This is a genomic window from uncultured Subdoligranulum sp. (assembly GCF_963931595.1).
GTDB lineage: Bacteria > Bacillota > Clostridia > Oscillospirales > Ruminococcaceae > Gemmiger.
The window spans coordinates 2,234,436-2,253,294 of the sequence record NZ_OZ007030.1 but is presented as its reverse complement, the minus strand read 5'-3'; the positions used below and the strand labels follow the sequence as shown (position 1 = coordinate 2,253,294).

The window sequence follows — 18,859 nt, the reverse complement described above, 5'->3', positions numbered from 1 at the left end:
CGCTTTCGGGCGGCTGCCCTTTTTTGTGCTGAAAAAATCCGGAGCGGCCCGGCAAAAAGGAAAAACAGGCAAAAACTTTGTGACGGATGGCTTGACGACATGCACTGTGCGCAGTATGATAGAAAATGAAAAAAGGGCTCAGTATCACTCGAGGGCCGAATTTATTGAGAAAGGACAGATGATCATGAACAGCACCGAACTGCAAAAGATCAACGCCTACTGGCGTGCTGCCAACTACCTGGCAGCGGGACAGCTCTACCTGCTGGACAATCCTCTCCTGCGCCGTCCGCTCACCCGCGATGACGTGAAGAAGAAGATTGTCGGGCACTGGGGCACCGTACCCGGTCAGAACTTTGTGTACGTGCACCTGAACCGCATTATCAAGAAGTATGACCAGGACCTCATCCTGATCTCCGGTCCGGGTCACGGCGGCAACTTCTTTGTGGCCAACGCCTACCTGGACGGCACCTACAGCGAGGTCTACCCCAACATCAGCCGTGACGAGGAAGGCATGCGCCGTCTGTTCAAGCAGTTCAGCTTCCCGGGCGGCATCTCCAGCCACGTGGCCCCCGAGACCCCGGGCTCCATCAACGAGGGCGGCGAACTGGGCTACTCCATCGCCCATGCCTTCGGCGCTGTCTTTGACAACCCCGACCTGATCGCCGCGGTTACCGTGGGCGACGGCGAGGCCGAGACCGGGCCTCTCGCCACCAGCTGGCAGTCCAACAAGTTCCTGAACCCCAAGGGTGACGGCGCCGTGCTGCCCATCCTGCACCTGAACGGCTACAAGATTTCCAATCCCACCATCTTCGGCCGCATGACCCACGAGGAGATCGAGCACTTCTTCCTGGGCTGCTCCTGGAAGCCCTACTTTGTCGAGGGCGACGACCCCATGACGATGCACGCCAAGATGGCCGAGACGCTGGACACCGTCATCGAGGAGATCCACGACATCCAGCGCCGTGCCCGCGCCGGCGAGGAGATGGGCCACATCCAGTGGCCGATGATCGTGCTGCGCACCCCCAAGGGCTGGACCGGCCCGAAGGTGGTGGACGGCAAGCCCATCGAGGGCACCTTCCGCGCCCATCAGGTTCCCATCGACATCACGGTGGGCACCCCCAATCAGGAAGAGCACCTGAAGCAGATCGAGGAATGGCTGCGCAGCTACCATCCCGAGGAGCTGTTCGACGAGAACGGCACCCTGATCCCCGAGCTGCAGGAACTGGCGCCCAAGGGCGACCGCCGCATCGCGGCCAACCCCCACGCCAACGGCGGCAAGCTGCTGCGTGACCTGCGCACCCCCGACTTCAAGGACTATGCCGTGGAGCTGCCCGCCCCCGGCAGCGTGGAAAAGCAGGATATGATCGAACTGGGCGGCTACATCCGTGACCTGTTCCGCCTGAACGCCGACGCCAAGAACTTCCGCATCTTCGGACCTGACGAGACGATGTCCAACCGTCTGTACAAGTGCTTCGAAGCCACCAACCGTGACTGGAACTCCACCACGGTGCCCGGCGACGAGTTCCTGGCCAGCGACGGCCGCATCATGGACTCCATGCTGTCCGAGCATATGTGCGAGGGCTGGCTGGAAGGCTACCTGCTCACCGGCCGTCATGGCTTCTTCGCCTCCTACGAGAGCTTCATCCGCGTGGTGGACTCCATGGTGGCCCAGCATGCCAAGTGGCTCAAGGTCTGCAACCAGCTGCCCTGGCGTCAGAGCATCGCTTCTCTGAACCTGATCCTCTCCTCCAACGTCTGGCAGCAGGACCACAACGGCTTCACCCATCAGGATCCCGGCTTCCTGGATCATATCGCCAACAAGAAGGCGGACGTGGTACGCCTGTATCTGCCGCCGGATGCCAACTGCCTGCTGTCCTGCTTCGATCACTGCATCCGCAGCCGTGACTATGTGAACGTGCTGGTCACCTCCAAGCATCCCCGGCCCCAGTGGCTGACCATGGAGCAGGCTGTGAAGCACTGCACCCAGGGCGTGGGTATCTGGGAGTGGGCTTCCAACGACGCCGGCCAGGAACCCGACGTGGTCATGGCCTGCTGCGGCGATACCCCCACGCTGGAGACCCTGGCGGCCGTCAGCATCCTGCGCAAGGCGCTGCCTGAACTGAAGATCCGTGTGGTCAACGTGGTTGACCTGATGAAGCTGGAGCCTGCCACCAAGCATCCTCACGGCCTCACCGACGCCGACTATGATGCCCTGTTCACCAAGGACAAGCCCATCATCTTCGCGTTCCACGGCTATCCGACCCTGATCCACGAGCTGACCTACAACCGCACCAACCGCAACCTGAGCGTCCATGGCTATCAGGAGGAGGGCACCATCACCACGCCCTTCGATATGCGCGTGCAGAACGAGATCGACCGCTTCCATCTGGTTAAGGATGCGGTGCTGCATCTGCCTCAGCTGGGCAACCGCGGCGCCTACCTGGTCCAGGAGATGAACGACAAGCTGGTGGAGCACAAGAACTACATCCACGAAGTGGGCCAGGATCTGCCCGAGATCCTGGACTGGAAGTGGGAGTCCTGATCCCCGCGTCCCGCCCGGCCTGACTGGTTTGTAACATAAGAGCACCGGCCATCCGTAACGGATGGCCGGTGTTTTTTCGGCTCCTTTGGATAAAGAAACAAAAAAACTTGCGTTTTTCCGCCTTTTGGAGCAACATTCCGAAAATATGTTATTTTATAACAAATATTTTCCTGCTTCTTGATACCTGTGCGGAGAGAAGGTATACTGAATTTCGGCTGCTGCGGCGCCAAAATGTGATGATTTGTCCGCATGCAGCCGCAAGGACTGTAAAACAGGCGGCGCCGGCCCTGCCCGGTGAGCCGCCGGAAACAAAAACCCGGTCTGTGGGACCGCGGGCGCATTCCTGTACGGGGGAAAAGAGACTGGCAGCCATGGGCGGCCACCCCCACGGTGACCTCCGGGGCGGGCAGCGCCCAGAGCGGCACCGCGCCCCAGGCCACCAGACGGCCGGGGAGCAGCGCCGGGCAGGGCAGCGGGACGGCCCAGGCCAGCCCCACGCCGGTACCCACGGCAACGCCCACCCTTACCCCCGCACCGGCCCCCACCGCCACCGTGAACCCCGCCACCCAGGAGAGCGCACCCACGCCCCCTGCGGGCATTGACGAGGTGCCGGCCCGGGACCGCACCGTTTTTTATATTGCCGGGGGCATCGTGCTGCTGCTTCTGCTGCTGGTGCTGCTGGCCATCCGCCGGCGTTGGCTGAATAAAAAGGCGGGCCGCATCCTGGCCGCCCTGCTGGTGGTGGGCCTGCTGGCCGTCATCGGCGGCGGCATCGTCTACGGCCTGCAGAAAAAGGGCGACCTCAACGACGACAGCCTGGTGGACTACGACGACGTGGCCCTCTTTGCCCGCCACATGGTGGGGCTGGATTCCATGGACACCACCCAGCGGCTGGCGGCGGATATGGATTCCGACGGGCGGCTGACCGTCACCGACCTGGCGCTGCTTATCCGCGCGGTGGAAAAGACCGTGCGCTATGAAGTGACGCTGAACTCGGCGGGGGAGAACCGCTTCTTTGAAAAAAATGAACCCCTGCAGCTGGCATTCCAGGCGCAGGTGACCTACGACGCGGCCATCACCGAAGTGACGGTGGACGGGACCACCTACCCGGTGGAAGCCACCGGCAGAGGGCTGTATACTGTTACCATGGACCCGTCGGACACGGCGGGGGTCAAGGTCTGCCATGTCACCTCGGTGACGCTGGCGGGCGGCCAGGAGGCGTCGGTGCCCAGCAGCACCAGCAGCGGGTCCCGGAAAAGAAGACACAAGGCGGAGAACAGCACGCCGCTGCACAGCGCCCCGTAGAAGCCGAAGGCCGAACAGGTGCGCACATCGTCGTAGGCTTTGCGGCCCAGGTTGCGGCTCATGGCGCTGGACACCCCCACCCCGAACAGGTTGTTCACGGCGTTGAAGGCCAGCGTCACCGGGTAGACCAGCGTGACGGCGGCGTTCTGCACCGGGGCGCTGAGCATGCCGACAAAGAAGGTGTCGGCCAGGTTGTACAGGATGGTCACCAGCGAACTGATGACGATGGGGGTGGACAGCTGCAGCACGGCGCCGGGCACCGGCATGCGCTCAAACAGGTATTCCTTGCTCTGGCTCTGTTTCATCTGGACAGGGGTTCTCACTTTCCCGGGGGATCGGATCAGCGGTCTCACGCGTTTTCTTTTCAGTATACTATAGCATCGCCGTTCTGTCACCTGGCGGGACACCGGCGGAAAAAATTGCCAGCCAGAAGTTGACAACGCAACTTCTGGCTGCTATACTGGGAAAGTTGTAATTTCAACTTTTAGACAAAAGAGAGGAGGTTGTCCATGATCGACCGGTTTGAGCGGTTCACGGTGGCGCTGGCCGAGAGCTCCCGCTGCTGGCACAAGCTGGCGGGGGAGGAAATGAAGGCCTACGGCCTGAAAGGCGCCCACGCCACCTACCTGACCATGCTGTCCCGCCATCCCGAGGGGGTGACGGTGCAGGAGCTGTGCGAGATGATCCTGAAGGACAAATCCGACGCTTCCCGGATGCTGGCCATCCTGGAGGAAAAGGGCCTGGTCAGCAAGCAGGGCGGCTACGGCGGCAAGGTGGTGCTCACCGAGGCGGGCCGTGCGGCGGCGTACCAGGTGCGGCGGCGGGCCTGCCGCGCCGTGGCGGAAGCGGGCCGCGACCTGACCGAGGAGGAACGGGATGTCTTTTACCGGGCGCTGGAATCCATCACGGACAATCTCCGGCGTCTGAGTCGAGAGGGAATTCCCCAGTAAAAGGGAAGAGGAAAGGAAAAAACTATGAATGCAGTGGAAGTAAAACCCAAACGGAGTGTGAAAAAGATCGTACTGGCCGTGGTGGCGGTGATCGTGGTGCTGCTGGTGGCCGCGGCGGCGGTGATCTTCGGCATCTGGCACAACGAGATCGGCACCGTGGCCAGCATCAAGATGCTGCGGGAGCGCAACGATGACCACGAGGACGGCGCCGTCTACTCGATGAACGTCCAGGGCGGGTTCTATCTGGACGATTTCGTGACCCAGGGCGGCGTCAGCAATGACACCGAGCTGATCCAGTTCATCACCGACCACATCACCCACGGCGTGGTGGACCTGAACATGACGGCGCCCACCATCGGCTGCTCCTCCTTCACCGCCACGGCGGAGAACGGGGACGCCCTGTTCGGCCGCAACTATGACTTCTCCAAGACCAACACCATGCTGGTCTTCACCGACGCCACCGAGGGCCGTCACGCCACCATCTCCACCACCGACCTGCAGTTCCTGGGCATCGATGTGGACAAGGACCTGACCGGCCTGATGAACAAGGTGATCTGCCTGGCCGCTCCCTATACCCCGCTGGACGGCATCAACGACGCGGGCGTCAGCTGCGGCATCTACATGACCTACCAGGGCGGCGACGAGACGGTAGCCACCGACCAGGATACCGACAAGCCGGACTTCACCTCCACCACGCTGCTGCGCCTCATCCTGGACTACGCCGACAACGTGGAGGAGGCCGTGGAGATCGCCTCCTCCTACGACCTGCATGACTCTGCCAACACCTCCTACCATTACATGGTGGCGGATGCCAGCGGCAAGAGCGCCATCCTGGAGTGGACCAACGATGCCGCCACCGACGCCACCGACAACGACGGCAGCCAGCGCACCCTGAAGGTGGTCTACAACGACCAGGACAGCGATATCGGCGAGCGGGAAGGCGCCTGCAACTTCCAGGCAGTGACCAACTTCGTGCTGCAGCCCGGCTACTATGAGGGCGTGGCCGCCGAGGAGAAGAAGGGCGCCGACCGGTATGACCATCTGTACGAGGTGCTGCAGGCCACTGACGGCGTGGTGGCCGACGAGCAGGCAGCCATGGACATTCTGCGCAGTGTGGGCCGCCGCACCTGGGACAACGACGACCGGAACAACTGCACCGTGCACAGTGTGGTGTACAACCTGACCAAGAAGACGGCGCTGTGGGTCTCCAACGAAAATTACGACGATCCCACGGCGGTATTCAGCTTCTCGCTGGCCGACTGAAATCTGCCCCTGTTTCCTTGCCGGGAGACGGGGGCAATGGTATACTGGTAACAGACCCCCCCGTACGGCGGGAACCCGTACAGAAAGGAGCAACTCTATGAATCAGGCCTATCAGTCGCTGTTCACCCCCTGGAAGATCGGCAAGGTGGAGATCAAGAACCGCATCGTGCTCTGCCCCATGGGCGGCACCTCCCTCTTCGGGTGGATGGAACCCAACCACTTTGACACCGAGGCCGCCCGGTTTTTCCTGGAGCGGGCCCGCAACAACGTGGGCCTCATCATCCCGGGCATTGCCCCCATCCGGGACACCATCGGCGGGCGGTGGCTTTACCAGAACAAGAAGATGTTCCGCCAGCTCAAGCCCTACATGGAGCAGATCCACGCCACCGGCGCCAAGCTCTTCGTCCAGATGACGGCGGGCATGGGCCGGTCCTGGGGCATCTCCGACCAGGTGCTTCCGCTGCACAAGAATCCCATCCTGCGCACGCTGGCCAAGCCCATCCTGGACACCGACTACCAGCTGGCCAGCCCCAGTCCGCTGCCCGCCCGCTGGGCGGAGGGGGTCACCTGCCCCCAGATGACGGTGCCCCAGATCGAGGAGATCATCGACGCCTTCGCCAGGACCGCCCTGCTCTGCAAGGAGGCCGGGGTGGACGGCGTGGAGGTCCACGCGGTGCACGAGGGCTACCTGCTGGACCAGTTCGCCATGAAGTACACCAACCACCGCACCGACGCCTATGGCGGCAGCTTTGAGAACCGCTACCGCTTCGCCGTGGAGATCGTCAAGGCCATCAAGGCGGTCTGCGGCCAGGATTATCCCGTCTCCATCCGGTACAGCGTCATCTCCAAGGTGAAGGATTTCTGCTACGGCGCCCTGCCCGGCGAGACCGACTACACCGAGATCGGCCGGGACATGGAGGAGAGCGAGAAGGCCGCCAGATACCTCCAGGACGCCGGCTACGACATGCTGGACGCCGACAACGGCACCTACGATTCCTGGTACTGGTCCCATCCGCCCATGTACATGCCCCAGAACTGCAACCTGGACGATGTGGCCCACATCAAGGGCTGCGTGGGCATCCCGGTGGTCTGCGCCGGCCGTATGGAGCCCGACGTGGCCGCCGAGGCCATCGCGGCGGGCCGCATCGACGCCATGGGCGTGGCCCGGCAGTTTTTGGCGGACGGCGAGTGGGTCACCAAGCTGCTGGAGGACCGCACCGAAGACATCCGTCCCTGCATCTGCTGCCACAACGGCTGCTTCAACCTGTCCCACTACAAGGGCCATGCCAACGCCCAGTCCTTCCCGGACACCCGGGGCATGGCGCGGTGCGCCCTGAATCCCCCCACCATGCAGTCCCATAAGTACAGGATCACCCCGGCGGAACACAAGAAAAACATCGCCGTCATCGGCGGCGGCATCGGCGGCATGGAGTCCGCCCTGGTCTGCGCCCAGCGGGGCCACACCGTGACGATCTACGAGAAGAGCGGCGCCCTGGGCGGCGTCTTCGTGGCGGCAGCCGCGCCCTCCTTTAAAGAAAAGGACCGGGGCCTGCTGACCTGGTACGCCCGGGAACTGACCAAGTACCCCAACATCACGGTGAAGCTCAACACCGAGGTCACCGACCCCGCCACCCTGGGGGCCGATGAAGTCATCGTCGCCACCGGCGCCTCGGCGGTCCATCTGCGGGTGCCCGGGGCCGAAAAGGGCATCCAGGCGGTGGATTACCTGCTGGGCAAGGCCCCGGTGGGGGACAAGGTGGTCATTGTGGGCGGCGGCCTCACCGGCTGCGAGATCGCCTACGATCTCTATCTCCAGGGCAAGCAGCCCGCCATCGTGGAGATGCAGAACGACCTCATCGCGTCGCCCGCCGTCAGCCTGGCCAACGCGAGCTATCTGCGGGACTTCTTCAAGACCAACAAAGTGCCGGTCTATCTGGAAACGTCCCTCAAGGAGATCAAGGACGGCAGCGTCACCGTCGCCGCCAAGGACGGCACCACGAAGGAACTGCCGGCGGATTCGGTGATCCTGTCGGTGGGCTACCGCCCGGCACCGCTGGCCCCCAAGGGCCGCCACATCCACCTGGTGGGCGATGCCAACAAGGTGGGCAACCTGCGCACCGTCATCTGGCGGGCGTGGGATGTCTGCATGAAGCTGTAAGGAGGCAAAACCAATGCAACTTACCGAAGAACAACAGGCCATCCTCGACGGCGCCAAGGGCGAGACGATGGCCAAGGTCATGAAGACCCTCATCATGTACGGCGAAATCTTCGGCGCCGAAAAACTGGTGCCGGTGACATCCCGATACAACCATCTGGTCACCTCCTTCGGCCTGAAGGCGCTGGGCCCGGTGTACGACCTGATGAACCAGCTCATTGAAGCGGGGGCTGTGTCAGGCCAGAAGTTCTCGGCGGACCCGCGGCCGCTGGATCCCAACGTGCCGGCCAATTTCCTGCAGAATCTGGTCTTCAAGAAATTCATGTACAGCCGCCAGGACTTCTACGAAGGCCAGCTGCGCCAGCTGGGCCTGATGAGCGACGACGCCTTCAGCTGCGCCTGCTACCTGGACGAACAGGGCAACCGCCCCGCCAAGGGCGAGGTGCTCAGCTGGGCGGAATCCTCGGCGGTGGTCTACGCCAACTCGGTGCTGGGCGCCCGGTGCAACCGCAACTCCGGCATCATGGACCTGATGGGCTCGGTGGCCGGCTATGTGCCCTACTTCGGCCTGCTCACCGACGAGGGCCGCAAGGCCACCTGGGTCATCCGGGTGGAGACCACCAAAAAGCCGGAAGCCCAGCTGCTGGGCTCAGCCATCGGCATGAAGGTCATGGAGGATGTGCCCTACGTCATGGGGCTGGACAAGTGGCTGGGCAATGAGCTGGATGACGCCGCCTGCGCCTACCTCAAGGACTTCGGCGCGGCCACCGCCTCCAACGGCGCGGTGGGGCTCTACCACATCGACGGCCTGACCCCCGAGGCCAAGGAGCAGGGCACCGCCCTCATCGCCCCCGACGCCAAAGAGTATGTTATCGACGACGCCGAGCTCCAGCGGGTCCAGGACAACTATCCGCTCGTCTGGAAAAATCCCGACGCCAGACCCAAGCTCTGCTTTGTGGGCTGCCCCCACCTGAGCCTGCAGCAGCTCAAGGACTGGACCGACCGTCTGGAAACGGCGCTGAAGGAAAACGGCCGCACCAAAGTCTGCGTGCCCACCGTCTTCACCACCGCCCCCGGTGTCAGGAAGGCCTTCGATGCCACGCCCTACGCCGCCCGGCTGGCGGCCACCGGCGTCATCCTCTCCTGCATCTGCCCGCTGATGTACATGAACAATCCCCTCTGCGCGTCCATGCCGGTGATCACCTGTTCCAACAAGCTGCGCACCTACACCACGGCACGCTACTACACTGAGGATGAGATCCTCGCCCAGATCACGAAAGGAGGTGCCCGGGCATGAAAGAATTTCACGGACGGGTCATTGCCCCCGGCTGCGTCAGCGCCCCGGCGCTGGTCTCCCACGGGGGACTGAACACGCTGGCCTCCTTCCAGAAGGCCCTGCAGTTCGGCGACAAAAAGGCCACCTGCGGTGACCAGAACAACCCCGACCTCTACGGCAAGCCCATGGCGGGCAAGGCTCTCTGCCTGCCCCAGACCATCGGCTCCACCACCGGCGGGCTGGTGCTCTACTGCGCCTGTTCCATGCACCGCCAGCCGGCCTGCCTGCTCTTCTCCAACCCCATCGACTCGCTGGCCGCCGCCGGTTCGGTGCTGGCCGCCGTCTGGCTGGACAATGTGAGCATGCCGGTCATCGACTGCCTGGGGGAGGAATTCCTCCACTATGTCAAGGACGGCATGACCATCACCGTCCAGGAGGGCGGCGTGGTCCGGGTAGACTGAAGCACTTGCAGGACGGCCGGACCTTGTGGTACACTAGAAGCGCATCGCGCAGAAAAGGAGTGCTTGTCATGAATCTTCTCATCAGTTCCAAGGAATACGATTATCATACCCTCGTCAAGGTGGCCGAGATGGCAGGCCTGGCGGGCGTCATCGGGTTCCACCAGGCAGGGGACGACTATCTGGTCACCTTCCCCGACGGGGACAAGACCGAAGCGCTCATCGCCGACTACAAGGGCCGTCTGAAGGACCTGGAAAACAACATCTGGTCCCACTGACCTGCATACCAAAAAAGCCGTGCCCCGCTGCAAAACGGGGCACGGCTTTTGCTGTACAGGGAAAAATCAGGCCAGGGCGGCTTCCAGGCGGGTGCGGATTTCCTGCAGGAACTGCAGCGAGGTCACCTTGCGGGCGGGCACTTCACCCTCCCACATGGCGCAGAGGTCGCCGGTCATGACGCCAGCTTCGATGGTGTCGATGGTGGCCTTCTCCAGGGCGTCGGCGAAGCGGGGCAGGGCGTCAATGCCGTCCAGCTCGCCGCGCTTGCGCAGCGCACCCGACCAGGCAAAGAGGGTGGCCACCGGGTTGGTGGAGGTCTCCTCGCCCTTGAGGTACTTGTAGTAGTGGCGGGTGACGGTGCCGTGGGCGGCCTCGTACTCGTAGTTGCCGTCGGGGGAGACCAGCACCGAGGTCATCATGGCCAGCGAGCCGAAGGCGGTGGAGACCATGTCGCTCATCACGTCGCCGTCGTAGTTCTTGCAGGCCCAGATGAAGCCGCCCTTGGAGCGGATGACCCGGGCCACGGCGTCGTCGATGAGGGTGTAGAAGTACTCGATGCCCAGGGCCTCGAACTTCTCCTTGTATTCGGTGTCGTAGATCTCCTGGAAGATGTCCTTGAAGGTGTGGTCGTACTGCTTGGAGATGGTGTCCTTGGTGGAGAACCACAGATCCTGTTTGGTGTCCACGGCGAACTGGAAGCAGGACCGGGCAAAGCTGGTGATGGAGCTGTCCTTGTTGAACTGGCCCTGGATCACGCCGGCGCCGTCAAAGTCGTTGATGGTCTGCCGGAAGGTGGTGCCGTCGGCGCCGGTGAAGAGCAGTTCCGCCTTGCCGGGGCCGGGCACGCGGTACTCGGTGGCGCGGTAGACATCGCCGAAGGCGTGACGGGCGATGGTGATGGGTTTCTGCCAGGTGCGCACCACCGGGGAGATGCCCTTGACCATGATGGGCGCCCGGAAGACCGTGCCGTCCAGGATGGCGCGGATGGTGCCGTTGGGGCTCTTCCACATCTGGGAGAGGTTGTACTCCTTGACGCGCTGGGCGTTGGGGGTTATGGTGGCGCACTTCACGGCCACGCCGTACTTCTTGTTGGCGTTGGCGGCGTCGATAGTCACCTGGTCCTTGGTCTCTTCGCGGTGGACAAGGCCCAGGTCATAGTACTCGGTTTTCAGCTCCACAAAGGGCAGAATGACCTCGTCCTTGATCTGTTTCCAGAGGATGCGGGTCATCTCGTCGCCGTCCATCTCCACCAGGGGAGTGGTCATCTTGATCTTTTCCATTGGCAGCTACCTCTTTTCTCTCAGCAGGCCCGGGCCCGAAGGCCTGCGGGTCTTGTCCTGGATGATATACCCAATATTATACTGCCTGGCGCCCCGTTGTGCAAGCGCCGGGCGCCCTCACAGGATTACGTTTTTCTGGTGTCCCGCCAGCCAGGCGGCCAGGTTGTCGAAGACGATCTCGGCCCGCAGCGTCATGCTCTCCCGGGTGGCGAAGGCCACATGGGGCGTCACCAGACAGTTCCTGCAGTGCAGCAGCGGTTCGCTGTCGTCCAGGGGCGGCTCCTTGTCGAATACGTCCACCCCGGCCCCGGCGATGATACCCTTGTCCAGGGCGTCGGCCAGGTCCCGGGCTACCACCACGGGGCCCCGGGCGGCGTTGAGCAGCAGGGCGGTGGGCTTCATCAGCCGCAGTCTGTCGGCGTTGATCATGCCCCGGGTGCTGTCGTTCAGCGGGCAGTGCAGCGCCACCAGGTCGGACTGGGCCAGCAGTTCCTCCAGGCTGACCTGCCGCACATAGGCGGGGGCGTCGGCGTGGACGGTGCGGCTGTGGGCCAGGATGGGGCAGCCCAGGGCGTGGAACAGTTCCGCCGTGCGGCTGCCGATCTTGCCCAGCCCCACGATGCCCACCGTCTTGCCGGCCAGCTCAAAGCCCACCAGGCCGTCCTTGGTGCCGCCGGTGCGGCAGCGCTGCTCCACGGCGGTCAGGTGGCGGCTCAGCGAGAGGGCCATCCCCAGCACCAGCTCGGCCACCGCCTCGTTGGAGTAGCCGGCGGCGTTGCTTACGGCGATGCCCTTGGCTTTGGCGGCGTCCAGCCCGATGTGGTCCACGCCGGTGAAGGCCACATCGATGAATTTCAGTTTGTCGCAGGCCTGGATGACGCTGCCGGGCAGCGGCATGTTGGCCAGGATCACGGCGTCGGCATCCCTGGCCTCCTGAATGAGGGCGGCGGGGTCGGCGGTGCGGGGATAGGACACAAAGGTATGGCCCTGGGCCTCCAGGGGAGCCTGGCGGGCGGCCAGTTCCTCCTGGGAAATGCCCAGGGATTCCAACAGAACGATTTTACTCATGGACGAATCCTTCTTTCTGCAGCGGCGGCACCGGAAACGCCCGGCACCGCAGTGTTCGTTTTGAGCATACCACCCGGGAGGCCGTCGGTCAAGGGGGGATTGCGGCGGACGCCCCCAAGCCGTATAATGAAGGAAATACACCGCCCGTTTTGGGGCGGACCCCGGGAGGAATGCATATGCCCCATATCAGTCTGCTGGTGAAACCCGCCTCCAGCCTGTGCAATATGCGCTGCCGCTATTGCTTTTACGCCGATGAGGCCGCCAGCCGCAGCCAGAGCAGTCTGGGTCTCATGACCCGGGACACCGCCGCCGAAATGATCCGGCAGGCGCTGGCGGCGGCCGGGCCGTCAGGACAGCTGACGGTGGCCTTCCAGGGGGGCGAGCCCACGGTGGCGGGCCTTGCCTTTTTTGAGCATTTTGTGGAGGATATGACCCGGTACAACACCGCCCGCATCCCGGTGGCCTACGCCTTCCAGACCAACGGCCTGGCCCTGGATGAGGCGTGGGCGGCCTTTCTGGCCAGGAACCGGTTTCTGGTGGGGGTCTCGGTGGACGGGGACAAGGCCCTTCACGACGAGTTCCGGGTGGACGCCGGGGGCAAGGGCACCTGGAACCGGGTGCAGAAGAATCTGGCTATGCTCCAGCGCGCCGGGGTGGCCTGCAACCTGCTCTGCGTGGTGATCCGCCGCTGCGCCCGCAGTGCCGTGCGGGTCTACCATGCTTTGCAGAAGACCGGTGTGGAATACCTGCAGTTCATCCCCTGCCTGGACCCGCTGGACGGGCCCCGGGGCGGGCAGCCCTGGTCGCTGACGCCGGAGGAGTACGGCAACTTCCTCTGCGCCCTCTTCGAGGAGTGGTACCGGGACTGGGCGGCGGGCCGGTACACCAGCGTGCGGCTGTTCGAGGACTATGTGGAGCTGGCCATGGGGCTGCCGCCCTCCACCTGTGCCACCAGCGGCCGGTGCGGCGCCTACTTTGTGGTGGAGGGGGACGGCAGCGTCTACCCCTGCGATTTCTATGCCCTGGACCGTTGGAAGCTGGGAAATCTCTTGGAAACGCCGCTGGAGGCGCTGGGCCGCGGCGAGCGGGCAGAGGCCTTCCTGCGGGAGAGTCTGCACCGCCCTGCCGAATGCACCGACTGCCGGTGGCGGTATCTCTGCTTCGGGGGCTGCCGGCGGGACTGGACCACCGACGCCGCGGGCACTGTGCACAACTACTACTGCCCGGCCTTCCGGCAGTTCTTTGCCAAGGCCGAGGACCGGCTGCGCCATATCGCGGCCGCCGAAGCCGCCGCCCGCCGCCGCTGAATTTTTCCCAAAGACCAAAAATCCCTCTGTGGAAACGTATCATCGTGTTTCGAACAGAGGGTTTGTTTTTTATTCTTTCGCCTCGGATTCCTCGGGTGCTTCGGAGGTTTCCGCAACCTCCTCCTCGGTCTCGTCGGGAAGGATGCGCATGGCCACGTCGTAGCCGTTGATCAGGCAGGCCTCATGGGCAAAGAAGACCCGGCCGTCCACCGGGGCGCGCAGCGTCTGCCGCACGGCGCCGGAACAGGGGTCCAGCACGTCGGCCAGGGGCTGGCTGCGCCACACCTGACTGCCCAGCGCCACCCGGTGCACCAGCAATCCGCCCAGGGTGGGCTTGACCCCCCACAGGGATTCCTCCCCGAAGATGCGGGCCTGCTCCCCGGCGCTGGCACCGCAGCGGCAGAAGCCCCGCCGCTGCAAAAACCGCAGGATGGCCTCCACGCCCTGCTGGGCAGTGGGAGCGTCCACATGGTCGGTGGCAGGAGTGTAGAGAGAGAAGGTCTCGGTGTCCCAGATCTGCCAGTTGTAGTTCAGCGTGGTGGTGTCGTAGGGATGGGGGTCCCGCAGCACAATGTAGGGCAGCCCGAAGTCCCGGGCAGTCTCGGGGGTCTGGTAGCCGGTCTTCATGATCCGCAGATGGGGCAGACACCCGCCCGGCAGGTACAGGCTGGTCACATGGATGCCGTAGGTATAACCCTGCAGTGCCTCAAAGATCTGCGCCGCGATGCGCTGGGTGGTCTCGCCGGCGTCGTAGCCGGGGAACATCCGGTTGATATCGGTGTTGTCGGCCGCCCAGAACCGCCGCCCCACGTTCATGGAGAACTGGTTGGCGCAGGGGATGACCAGAATGCCGCATTCGTCGGACAGCGCCCCCGACTGTTCCAGCGCCGCCAGGTGCTGGATGAGCTGGGAGCACAGGTACATCTGCTGGATCTCGTTGCCGCGCAGAGCGCCCATGACGGCCAGCGTCTTTTTGCCGGGGGCGCCGAAAAACCAGCCCTTCACCGCCAGCGGCTGACGGTAGGGGGTGTCCAGGGTGAACAGAACTTCCTCTCTCATACACTGCCTCCCAACACACGGGCGATCAGCGAACCCGCATAGACCACCGGATATTCCCGCAGGGTGAAGAGCAGCCCCGAGGCGGGGCTGTAGAGCGTCTCCCGGATGCCGCCGGTAAGCGGGTCGGCGATGATGCCCAGTTCCTGCCCTTTTTCCACCCGCACGCCGTGCTCCACCGACGGGAAGAAGACGCCGGGAAAGTTGGCGTTCACGAAGGAAACCGACCCGTCGGAACTGATGATGGGTGGGGCGATGGGGGCCACGGGGGCATCCCACATGCCCAGATGGGCCATCAGCGACAGGATGCCGGTGAGCAGCTGCTCGCCGAAAGCCCGGGTAATGCGGATGCCGATGCCCATCTCCACCACCAGGGTGGGGGTGCCGGCGGAGTTCAGGCTGTGGGCCAGGGTGGACTCCAGCACGGTGGCCGCCGCGTGGATCCACACCAGGTTCATGTTCAGGTATTTGGCCAGCGGCACCAGCTTTTCGGCGGTGTTCACATTGATGCGCACCTGGGGAATCTCCCGCAGGAAGATGTTGCTGGCGTGGATGTCGATGCAGAGGTCCGCGCCGGAGATATCCTCGATGATGCGGGCGGCGATGAGTTCCGACATGGCGCCGTCCCGGCTGCCGGGGAAGGTACGGTTCATATCCAGATCACACAGCGGCATGCCGCGGGTCATGGTGCTGATGCCCAGCGGGTTCAGCGCCGGATAGATGTCCACCGTACCGTGCAGATGGGCGGCGTTTTCCTGGAGCAGCCGGTTGAGCCGCCACGCCACATACTGGCCCTCCAGCTCGTCGCCGTGGGTGCCGGTGACGACGCAGAGCCGCGGACTGCCGCTGCCGATGCGCCGTTTCTGGATGACCAGATCCTCACTCACGGCCAGCGGTACGCGTACCACTTCCTGTATCATATATGGATGTACTCCCTTCCGCGCGGCGCCATCGCAGGACAAAGTCGCAAACCGATGCAAAGCGGCCATGGGTCGTTTTGCATCGGTCCTACGATGTTTTTGCAGTTCCTGCGGAACCTTGTCTTGTTATGGCGCCTGCGCCTTGTTTTTGTATTATTGTTGGCTGACCTGCATGAAGACGGTCTGGCACTGGTTGGCAGCGCCCACAAAAACGCCCCGCTCCATGGGACAGTCGGTGAAATCCCGGCCGATGCCGAAGCGGATGTAGCCCTCGTCGGCCCAGCGGCCGCGGGTGGGATCGATGCCGGTCCATACGCCGTCCAGCCAGACCTCACACCAGGCATGGCTGGCACCCTCGCCCTCGGGCAGGCCGTTGACATACCGGGCGCTGAGCCCGCAGAGCCGCGCCAGCGCCAGATAGACATGGGCGTAGTCCTGGCAGACACCCTGGCCCAGGGCAAGGGCCTGGGCCGCCGTGGTGGAGACCCCCGTGACGCCGGGGGTGTAGGTCAGCCGGGCCTGCACCGCCTCCAGCAAGGCCCAGGCCTTGCCGCGGGGATCGTCGGGCAGCGTCAGCGAGGCCGCAGCTTGGCGCAGCGCTCCGTCGGGCTGGGTGAAGGCGGACGGATACCGGAAGAGCGGCCGGTCGGCTTCCTTCTCCCGGCGGGCATCGTCCCGCAGGACGGTACCGGCGGCCTTGTAGTGAAAATGGCTGTGGGCTTCGTCCAGACGGCCGATCTGCAGCCGGTTGCCGAAGCTGTCCCGCTGCTCGGTGAAGGGGACGGCGGGGTCGAGGGTCAGGGCGGCGTTTTCCACCCGCTGTCCCGGCCCGTCCCCCGGCAGGCACCGCAGCACAAAGCTGTGGCGGGTCACCGGCTTGTCGAAGGTCAGCGTGATGTCATAGGAAAACTGCAGAAGACGGCTCATACCACGAACAGCCCTTCCACACAGCGCAGCAGTTCGGGTTTGGGCACGTCAGCCTCCTCCATGGCGTAGGCCGTGATGGTCTTCAACGCCTCCGGCTCGGTGACCAGGTCGGTCTTGTACAGCCGGTTGAGCAGCTTGCTCATCTCCTGGTGCAGCCGTTCGGGCTGCAGGTCCAGCCGCAGCATCAGGCTCAGCCGCTCCACGGTGCCGCCCGTCTTGGTGATGTTGCGCACACCCTCGTGGTCCACCGCCTCGTCAAAGCTGCCCCGGAAGGCCATGATATCGTCCAGCACCCACTGCAGTTCCACGGCGGGCGCTTCGCTGCGGCTGGCCATCTCCATGGCGCTCTCCGCCATCTGCAGGTAGGACAGGGTGGGGGAGGAGATGGTCTCCCGCAGCACCATGCCGTTGCCCAGCAGCGCGTCCATGCTGGCCTTGGCCGAGCAGGGCTGGTTTTCGTCAAACAGATAGCGGCGGCAGAAATCCTCCGCGTTGGCATAGACATTCTCGGCCCCCAGACGGCGGCAGAAATCGGCGTAAGCGAAGCCGGTGCCATCCAGCAGGGAGTCGTATTCCTTCATCATCAGCTGTACGGTCATATAGACCCGCTCGGCGTAGCGCCCCAGCCAGTACAGCCGGTTTTGTTTGCTCAGTGTGACAGGACCCATGTATCCTTGAAACCTCCTCCTTGTGACGAGTTGACGATGAAACTGTCGGGATTGCGGGAGAACCGGGTCAGCCCGCTGGGCCAGGCCACGGTGTCCTTGGCACCGGACAGCACGAAGGCGCGCAGATCGGCTTTGCGCTCCACCTGGGAATCGCCCTCCATGATGGGCAGGTCCTCGAAGTCGATGACCTCCTGGGCGATGAACCGGCGGGGCTGGGCCAGAATGGTATCCCGCATCTTTTCCAGTTCAGCCTTGCTCAGCTTGCTGCCGAACACCACGCCGTAACCGCCGGCCTCGGCCACATCCTTGATGACCAGCGTGTCCAGATGGTCCAGCACATACCGGCGGTCCTCCTCATAGAAGGGCAGGTAGGTGGGGGCGTTGTGCAGAATGGCCTTCTCGCCCAGGTAATATTCTACCATCTTGGGCACGAAGTAATAAATGCCCTTGTCGTCGGCGGCGCCGTTGCCGAAGGCGTTGAGCACCGCCACGTTGCCAGCGCGGTAGGCCGCCATCAGGTTGGGGATGCCGATGAGGGAGGAGGGCTCGAAGGTCAGCGGGTCCATGTACTCGTCGGACACCCGGCGGTAGATGGCGCCTACGCGGCAGTCGCCGTGGGTGGCGCGGTAGTACAGCACATCGTCCCGCACGTACAGGTCGCCGGCCTCGGCCAGCACCGCCCCGGTCTGCTCGGCCAGGTAGGAGTGCTCAAAGTAGGCGGCATTGTACCGCCCCGGCGTGAAGACCACGTTGATGCCGCCGGTGTTCACGCTGTCCATGGTGCGGCGCAGAAGGTCGCCGTAGTTGCGGTTGTCCAGCACCGCGTTGTGGCGGAAGGTATCGGGGCTGCAGCGGCGGCAGAGGGACCGGGCAATCAGCGGGTAGGAGGCGCCCGACGGGATGCGCAGGTTGTCCTCCAGCACGTACCACACGCCGTCCTTGCCCTTCACCAGGTCAATGCCGGAGATGTGGCTGTACACCCCGCCCGGGGGCAGAATGCCCTCGCAGGGGGCCAGATATCCGGGGGAACGGTAGACAAATTCCTCCGGCACCACGCCGTCGGCCAGAATCTTCTTCTCGCCGTATACGTCCTTCAGAAACAGATTCAGCGCCCGCACGCGCTGCACAAGCCCCTTGGAGAGAATGTCCCACTCGTCGGCCGAGATGACGCGGGGGATCGCGTCAAAGGGAAAGAGCCGCTCTTCGAAGGTTCCGTTTTTGTAAATACCAAACTTGACCCCGTGGCGGGCCAGCTGGCGGTTGATCTGCTCTGCATGGCGGATCAGGTCTTCCATCTTTCAATCACCATCCTGGTACCAAACTAAAAAAACAGGACAGGGACGTGCCATTCAGACGTCCTTGTCCTGTTTGTAACTTTTATTATACCGGCTTTGAAGGAGCACGT

Annotated in this window: 16 protein-coding genes and 1 pseudogene; 9 read left to right on the top strand and 8 right to left on the bottom strand. The window is 63.7% G+C overall.

The window, feature by feature from the left end; all coding sequences use genetic code 11:
• Positions 1 to 178: 178 nt before the first annotated feature.
• Positions 179 to 2,542 (top strand): phosphoketolase family protein, encoded by a 2,364-nt coding sequence (locus ABGT73_RS10865; protein ID WP_346669722.1) that lies wholly within the window; start codon positions 179 to 181, stop codon positions 2,540 to 2,542.
• Positions 2,543 to 2,836: 294 nt separating this feature from the next.
• Positions 2,837 to 3,490 (top strand): annotated as a pseudogene (locus ABGT73_RS10860) (dockerin type I repeat-containing protein); the annotation flags it as partial.
• A 155-nt stretch (positions 3,491 to 3,645) separates the two neighbouring features.
• Here ABGT73_RS10860 and ABGT73_RS10855 read toward each other — a convergent pair.
• Positions 3,646 to 4,152: an MATE family efflux transporter gene (locus ABGT73_RS10855; protein ID WP_346669721.1), complete on the bottom strand. Its 507-nt coding sequence runs from the start codon at positions 4,150 to 4,152 to the stop codon at positions 3,646 to 3,648.
• Between the two features lie 204 nt (positions 4,153 to 4,356).
• Here ABGT73_RS10855 and ABGT73_RS10850 point away from each other — a divergent pair, with 204 nt between their 5' ends.
• From ABGT73_RS10850 to ABGT73_RS10825, 6 genes are all read left to right on the top strand, one after another.
• A complete protein-coding gene (locus ABGT73_RS10850; protein WP_346669720.1) occupies positions 4,357 to 4,797 on the top strand; it encodes a MarR family transcriptional regulator in 441 nt (146 codons plus the stop codon).
• A gap of 24 nt (positions 4,798 to 4,821) precedes the next feature.
• The gene (locus ABGT73_RS10845; protein ID WP_346669719.1) at positions 4,822 to 6,060 is read left to right on the top strand and encodes a linear amide C-N hydrolase; all 1,239 of its coding nucleotides are present in this window, start codon (positions 4,822 to 4,824) and stop codon (positions 6,058 to 6,060) included.
• 97 nt (positions 6,061 to 6,157) lie between these two features.
• A complete protein-coding gene (locus ABGT73_RS10840) occupies positions 6,158 to 8,218 on the top strand; it encodes an FAD-dependent oxidoreductase (RefSeq protein WP_346669718.1) in 2,061 nt (686 codons plus the stop codon).
• 13 nt (positions 8,219 to 8,231) lie between these two features.
• On the top strand, positions 8,232 to 9,512 hold the full coding sequence (locus ABGT73_RS10835; RefSeq protein WP_346669717.1) for an aconitase X: 1,281 nt from the start codon (positions 8,232 to 8,234) through the stop codon (positions 9,510 to 9,512).
• Positions 9,509 to 9,952 (top strand): aconitase X swivel domain-containing protein, encoded by a 444-nt coding sequence (locus ABGT73_RS10830; protein WP_346669716.1) that lies wholly within the window; start codon positions 9,509 to 9,511, stop codon positions 9,950 to 9,952. The genes ABGT73_RS10835 and ABGT73_RS10830 overlap by 4 nt, the downstream gene beginning before the upstream one ends.
• 68 nt (positions 9,953 to 10,020) lie before the next feature.
• Entirely contained in the window at positions 10,021 to 10,227 is a 207-nt protein-coding gene (locus ABGT73_RS10825) for a hypothetical protein (protein ID WP_346669715.1), read from the top strand.
• A gap of 66 nt (positions 10,228 to 10,293) precedes the next feature.
• On the opposite strand, the gene ABGT73_RS10820 is transcribed toward ABGT73_RS10825, so the two are convergent.
• Positions 10,294 to 11,508, bottom strand: coding sequence for an NADP-dependent isocitrate dehydrogenase (locus ABGT73_RS10820; RefSeq protein WP_346669714.1), 1,215 nt, complete (start codon positions 11,506 to 11,508; stop codon positions 10,294 to 10,296).
• Between the two features lie 117 nt (positions 11,509 to 11,625).
• A complete protein-coding gene (locus ABGT73_RS10815; protein ID WP_346669713.1) occupies positions 11,626 to 12,576 on the bottom strand; it encodes a 2-hydroxyacid dehydrogenase in 951 nt (316 codons plus the stop codon).
• A 176-nt stretch (positions 12,577 to 12,752) separates the two neighbouring features.
• Between ABGT73_RS10815 and ABGT73_RS10810 the strand changes: the two genes are divergently transcribed.
• Entirely contained in the window at positions 12,753 to 13,883 is a 1,131-nt protein-coding gene (locus ABGT73_RS10810) for an anaerobic sulfatase maturase (protein WP_346669712.1), read from the top strand.
• Between the two features lie 69 nt (positions 13,884 to 13,952).
• On the opposite strand, the gene ABGT73_RS10805 is transcribed toward ABGT73_RS10810, so the two are convergent.
• The 5 genes from ABGT73_RS10805 to ABGT73_RS10785 all read right to left on the bottom strand — a co-directional run bounded on the left by ABGT73_RS10805 (position 13,953) and on the right by ABGT73_RS10785 (position 18,749).
• The gene (locus ABGT73_RS10805) at positions 13,953 to 14,942 is read right to left on the bottom strand and encodes a M14 family metallopeptidase (protein ID WP_346669711.1); all 990 of its coding nucleotides are present in this window, start codon (positions 14,940 to 14,942) and stop codon (positions 13,953 to 13,955) included.
• Positions 14,939 to 15,859: a M14 family metallopeptidase gene (locus ABGT73_RS10800; protein WP_346669710.1), complete on the bottom strand. Its 921-nt coding sequence runs from the start codon at positions 15,857 to 15,859 to the stop codon at positions 14,939 to 14,941. Before ABGT73_RS10800 ends, ABGT73_RS10805 begins: the two co-directional genes overlap by 4 nt.
• A gap of 153 nt (positions 15,860 to 16,012) precedes the next feature.
• Positions 16,013 to 16,786 carry a transglutaminase family protein gene (locus ABGT73_RS10795; RefSeq protein WP_346669709.1) on the bottom strand — a complete coding sequence of 258 codons (774 nt, stop codon included), beginning with the start codon at positions 16,784 to 16,786 and terminating at the stop codon, positions 16,013 to 16,015.
• Positions 16,783 to 17,454, bottom strand: a complete 672-nt coding sequence (locus ABGT73_RS10790) for an alpha-E domain-containing protein (protein WP_346669708.1) — start codon at positions 17,452 to 17,454, stop codon at positions 16,783 to 16,785. The genes ABGT73_RS10795 and ABGT73_RS10790 overlap by 4 nt, the downstream gene beginning before the upstream one ends.
• Complete coding sequence (locus ABGT73_RS10785) at positions 17,436 to 18,749, bottom strand: circularly permuted type 2 ATP-grasp protein (RefSeq protein ID WP_346669707.1); 1,314 nt, start codon at positions 18,747 to 18,749, stop codon at positions 17,436 to 17,438. The genes ABGT73_RS10790 and ABGT73_RS10785 overlap by 19 nt, the downstream gene beginning before the upstream one ends.
• Positions 18,750 to 18,859 lie beyond the last annotated feature (110 nt).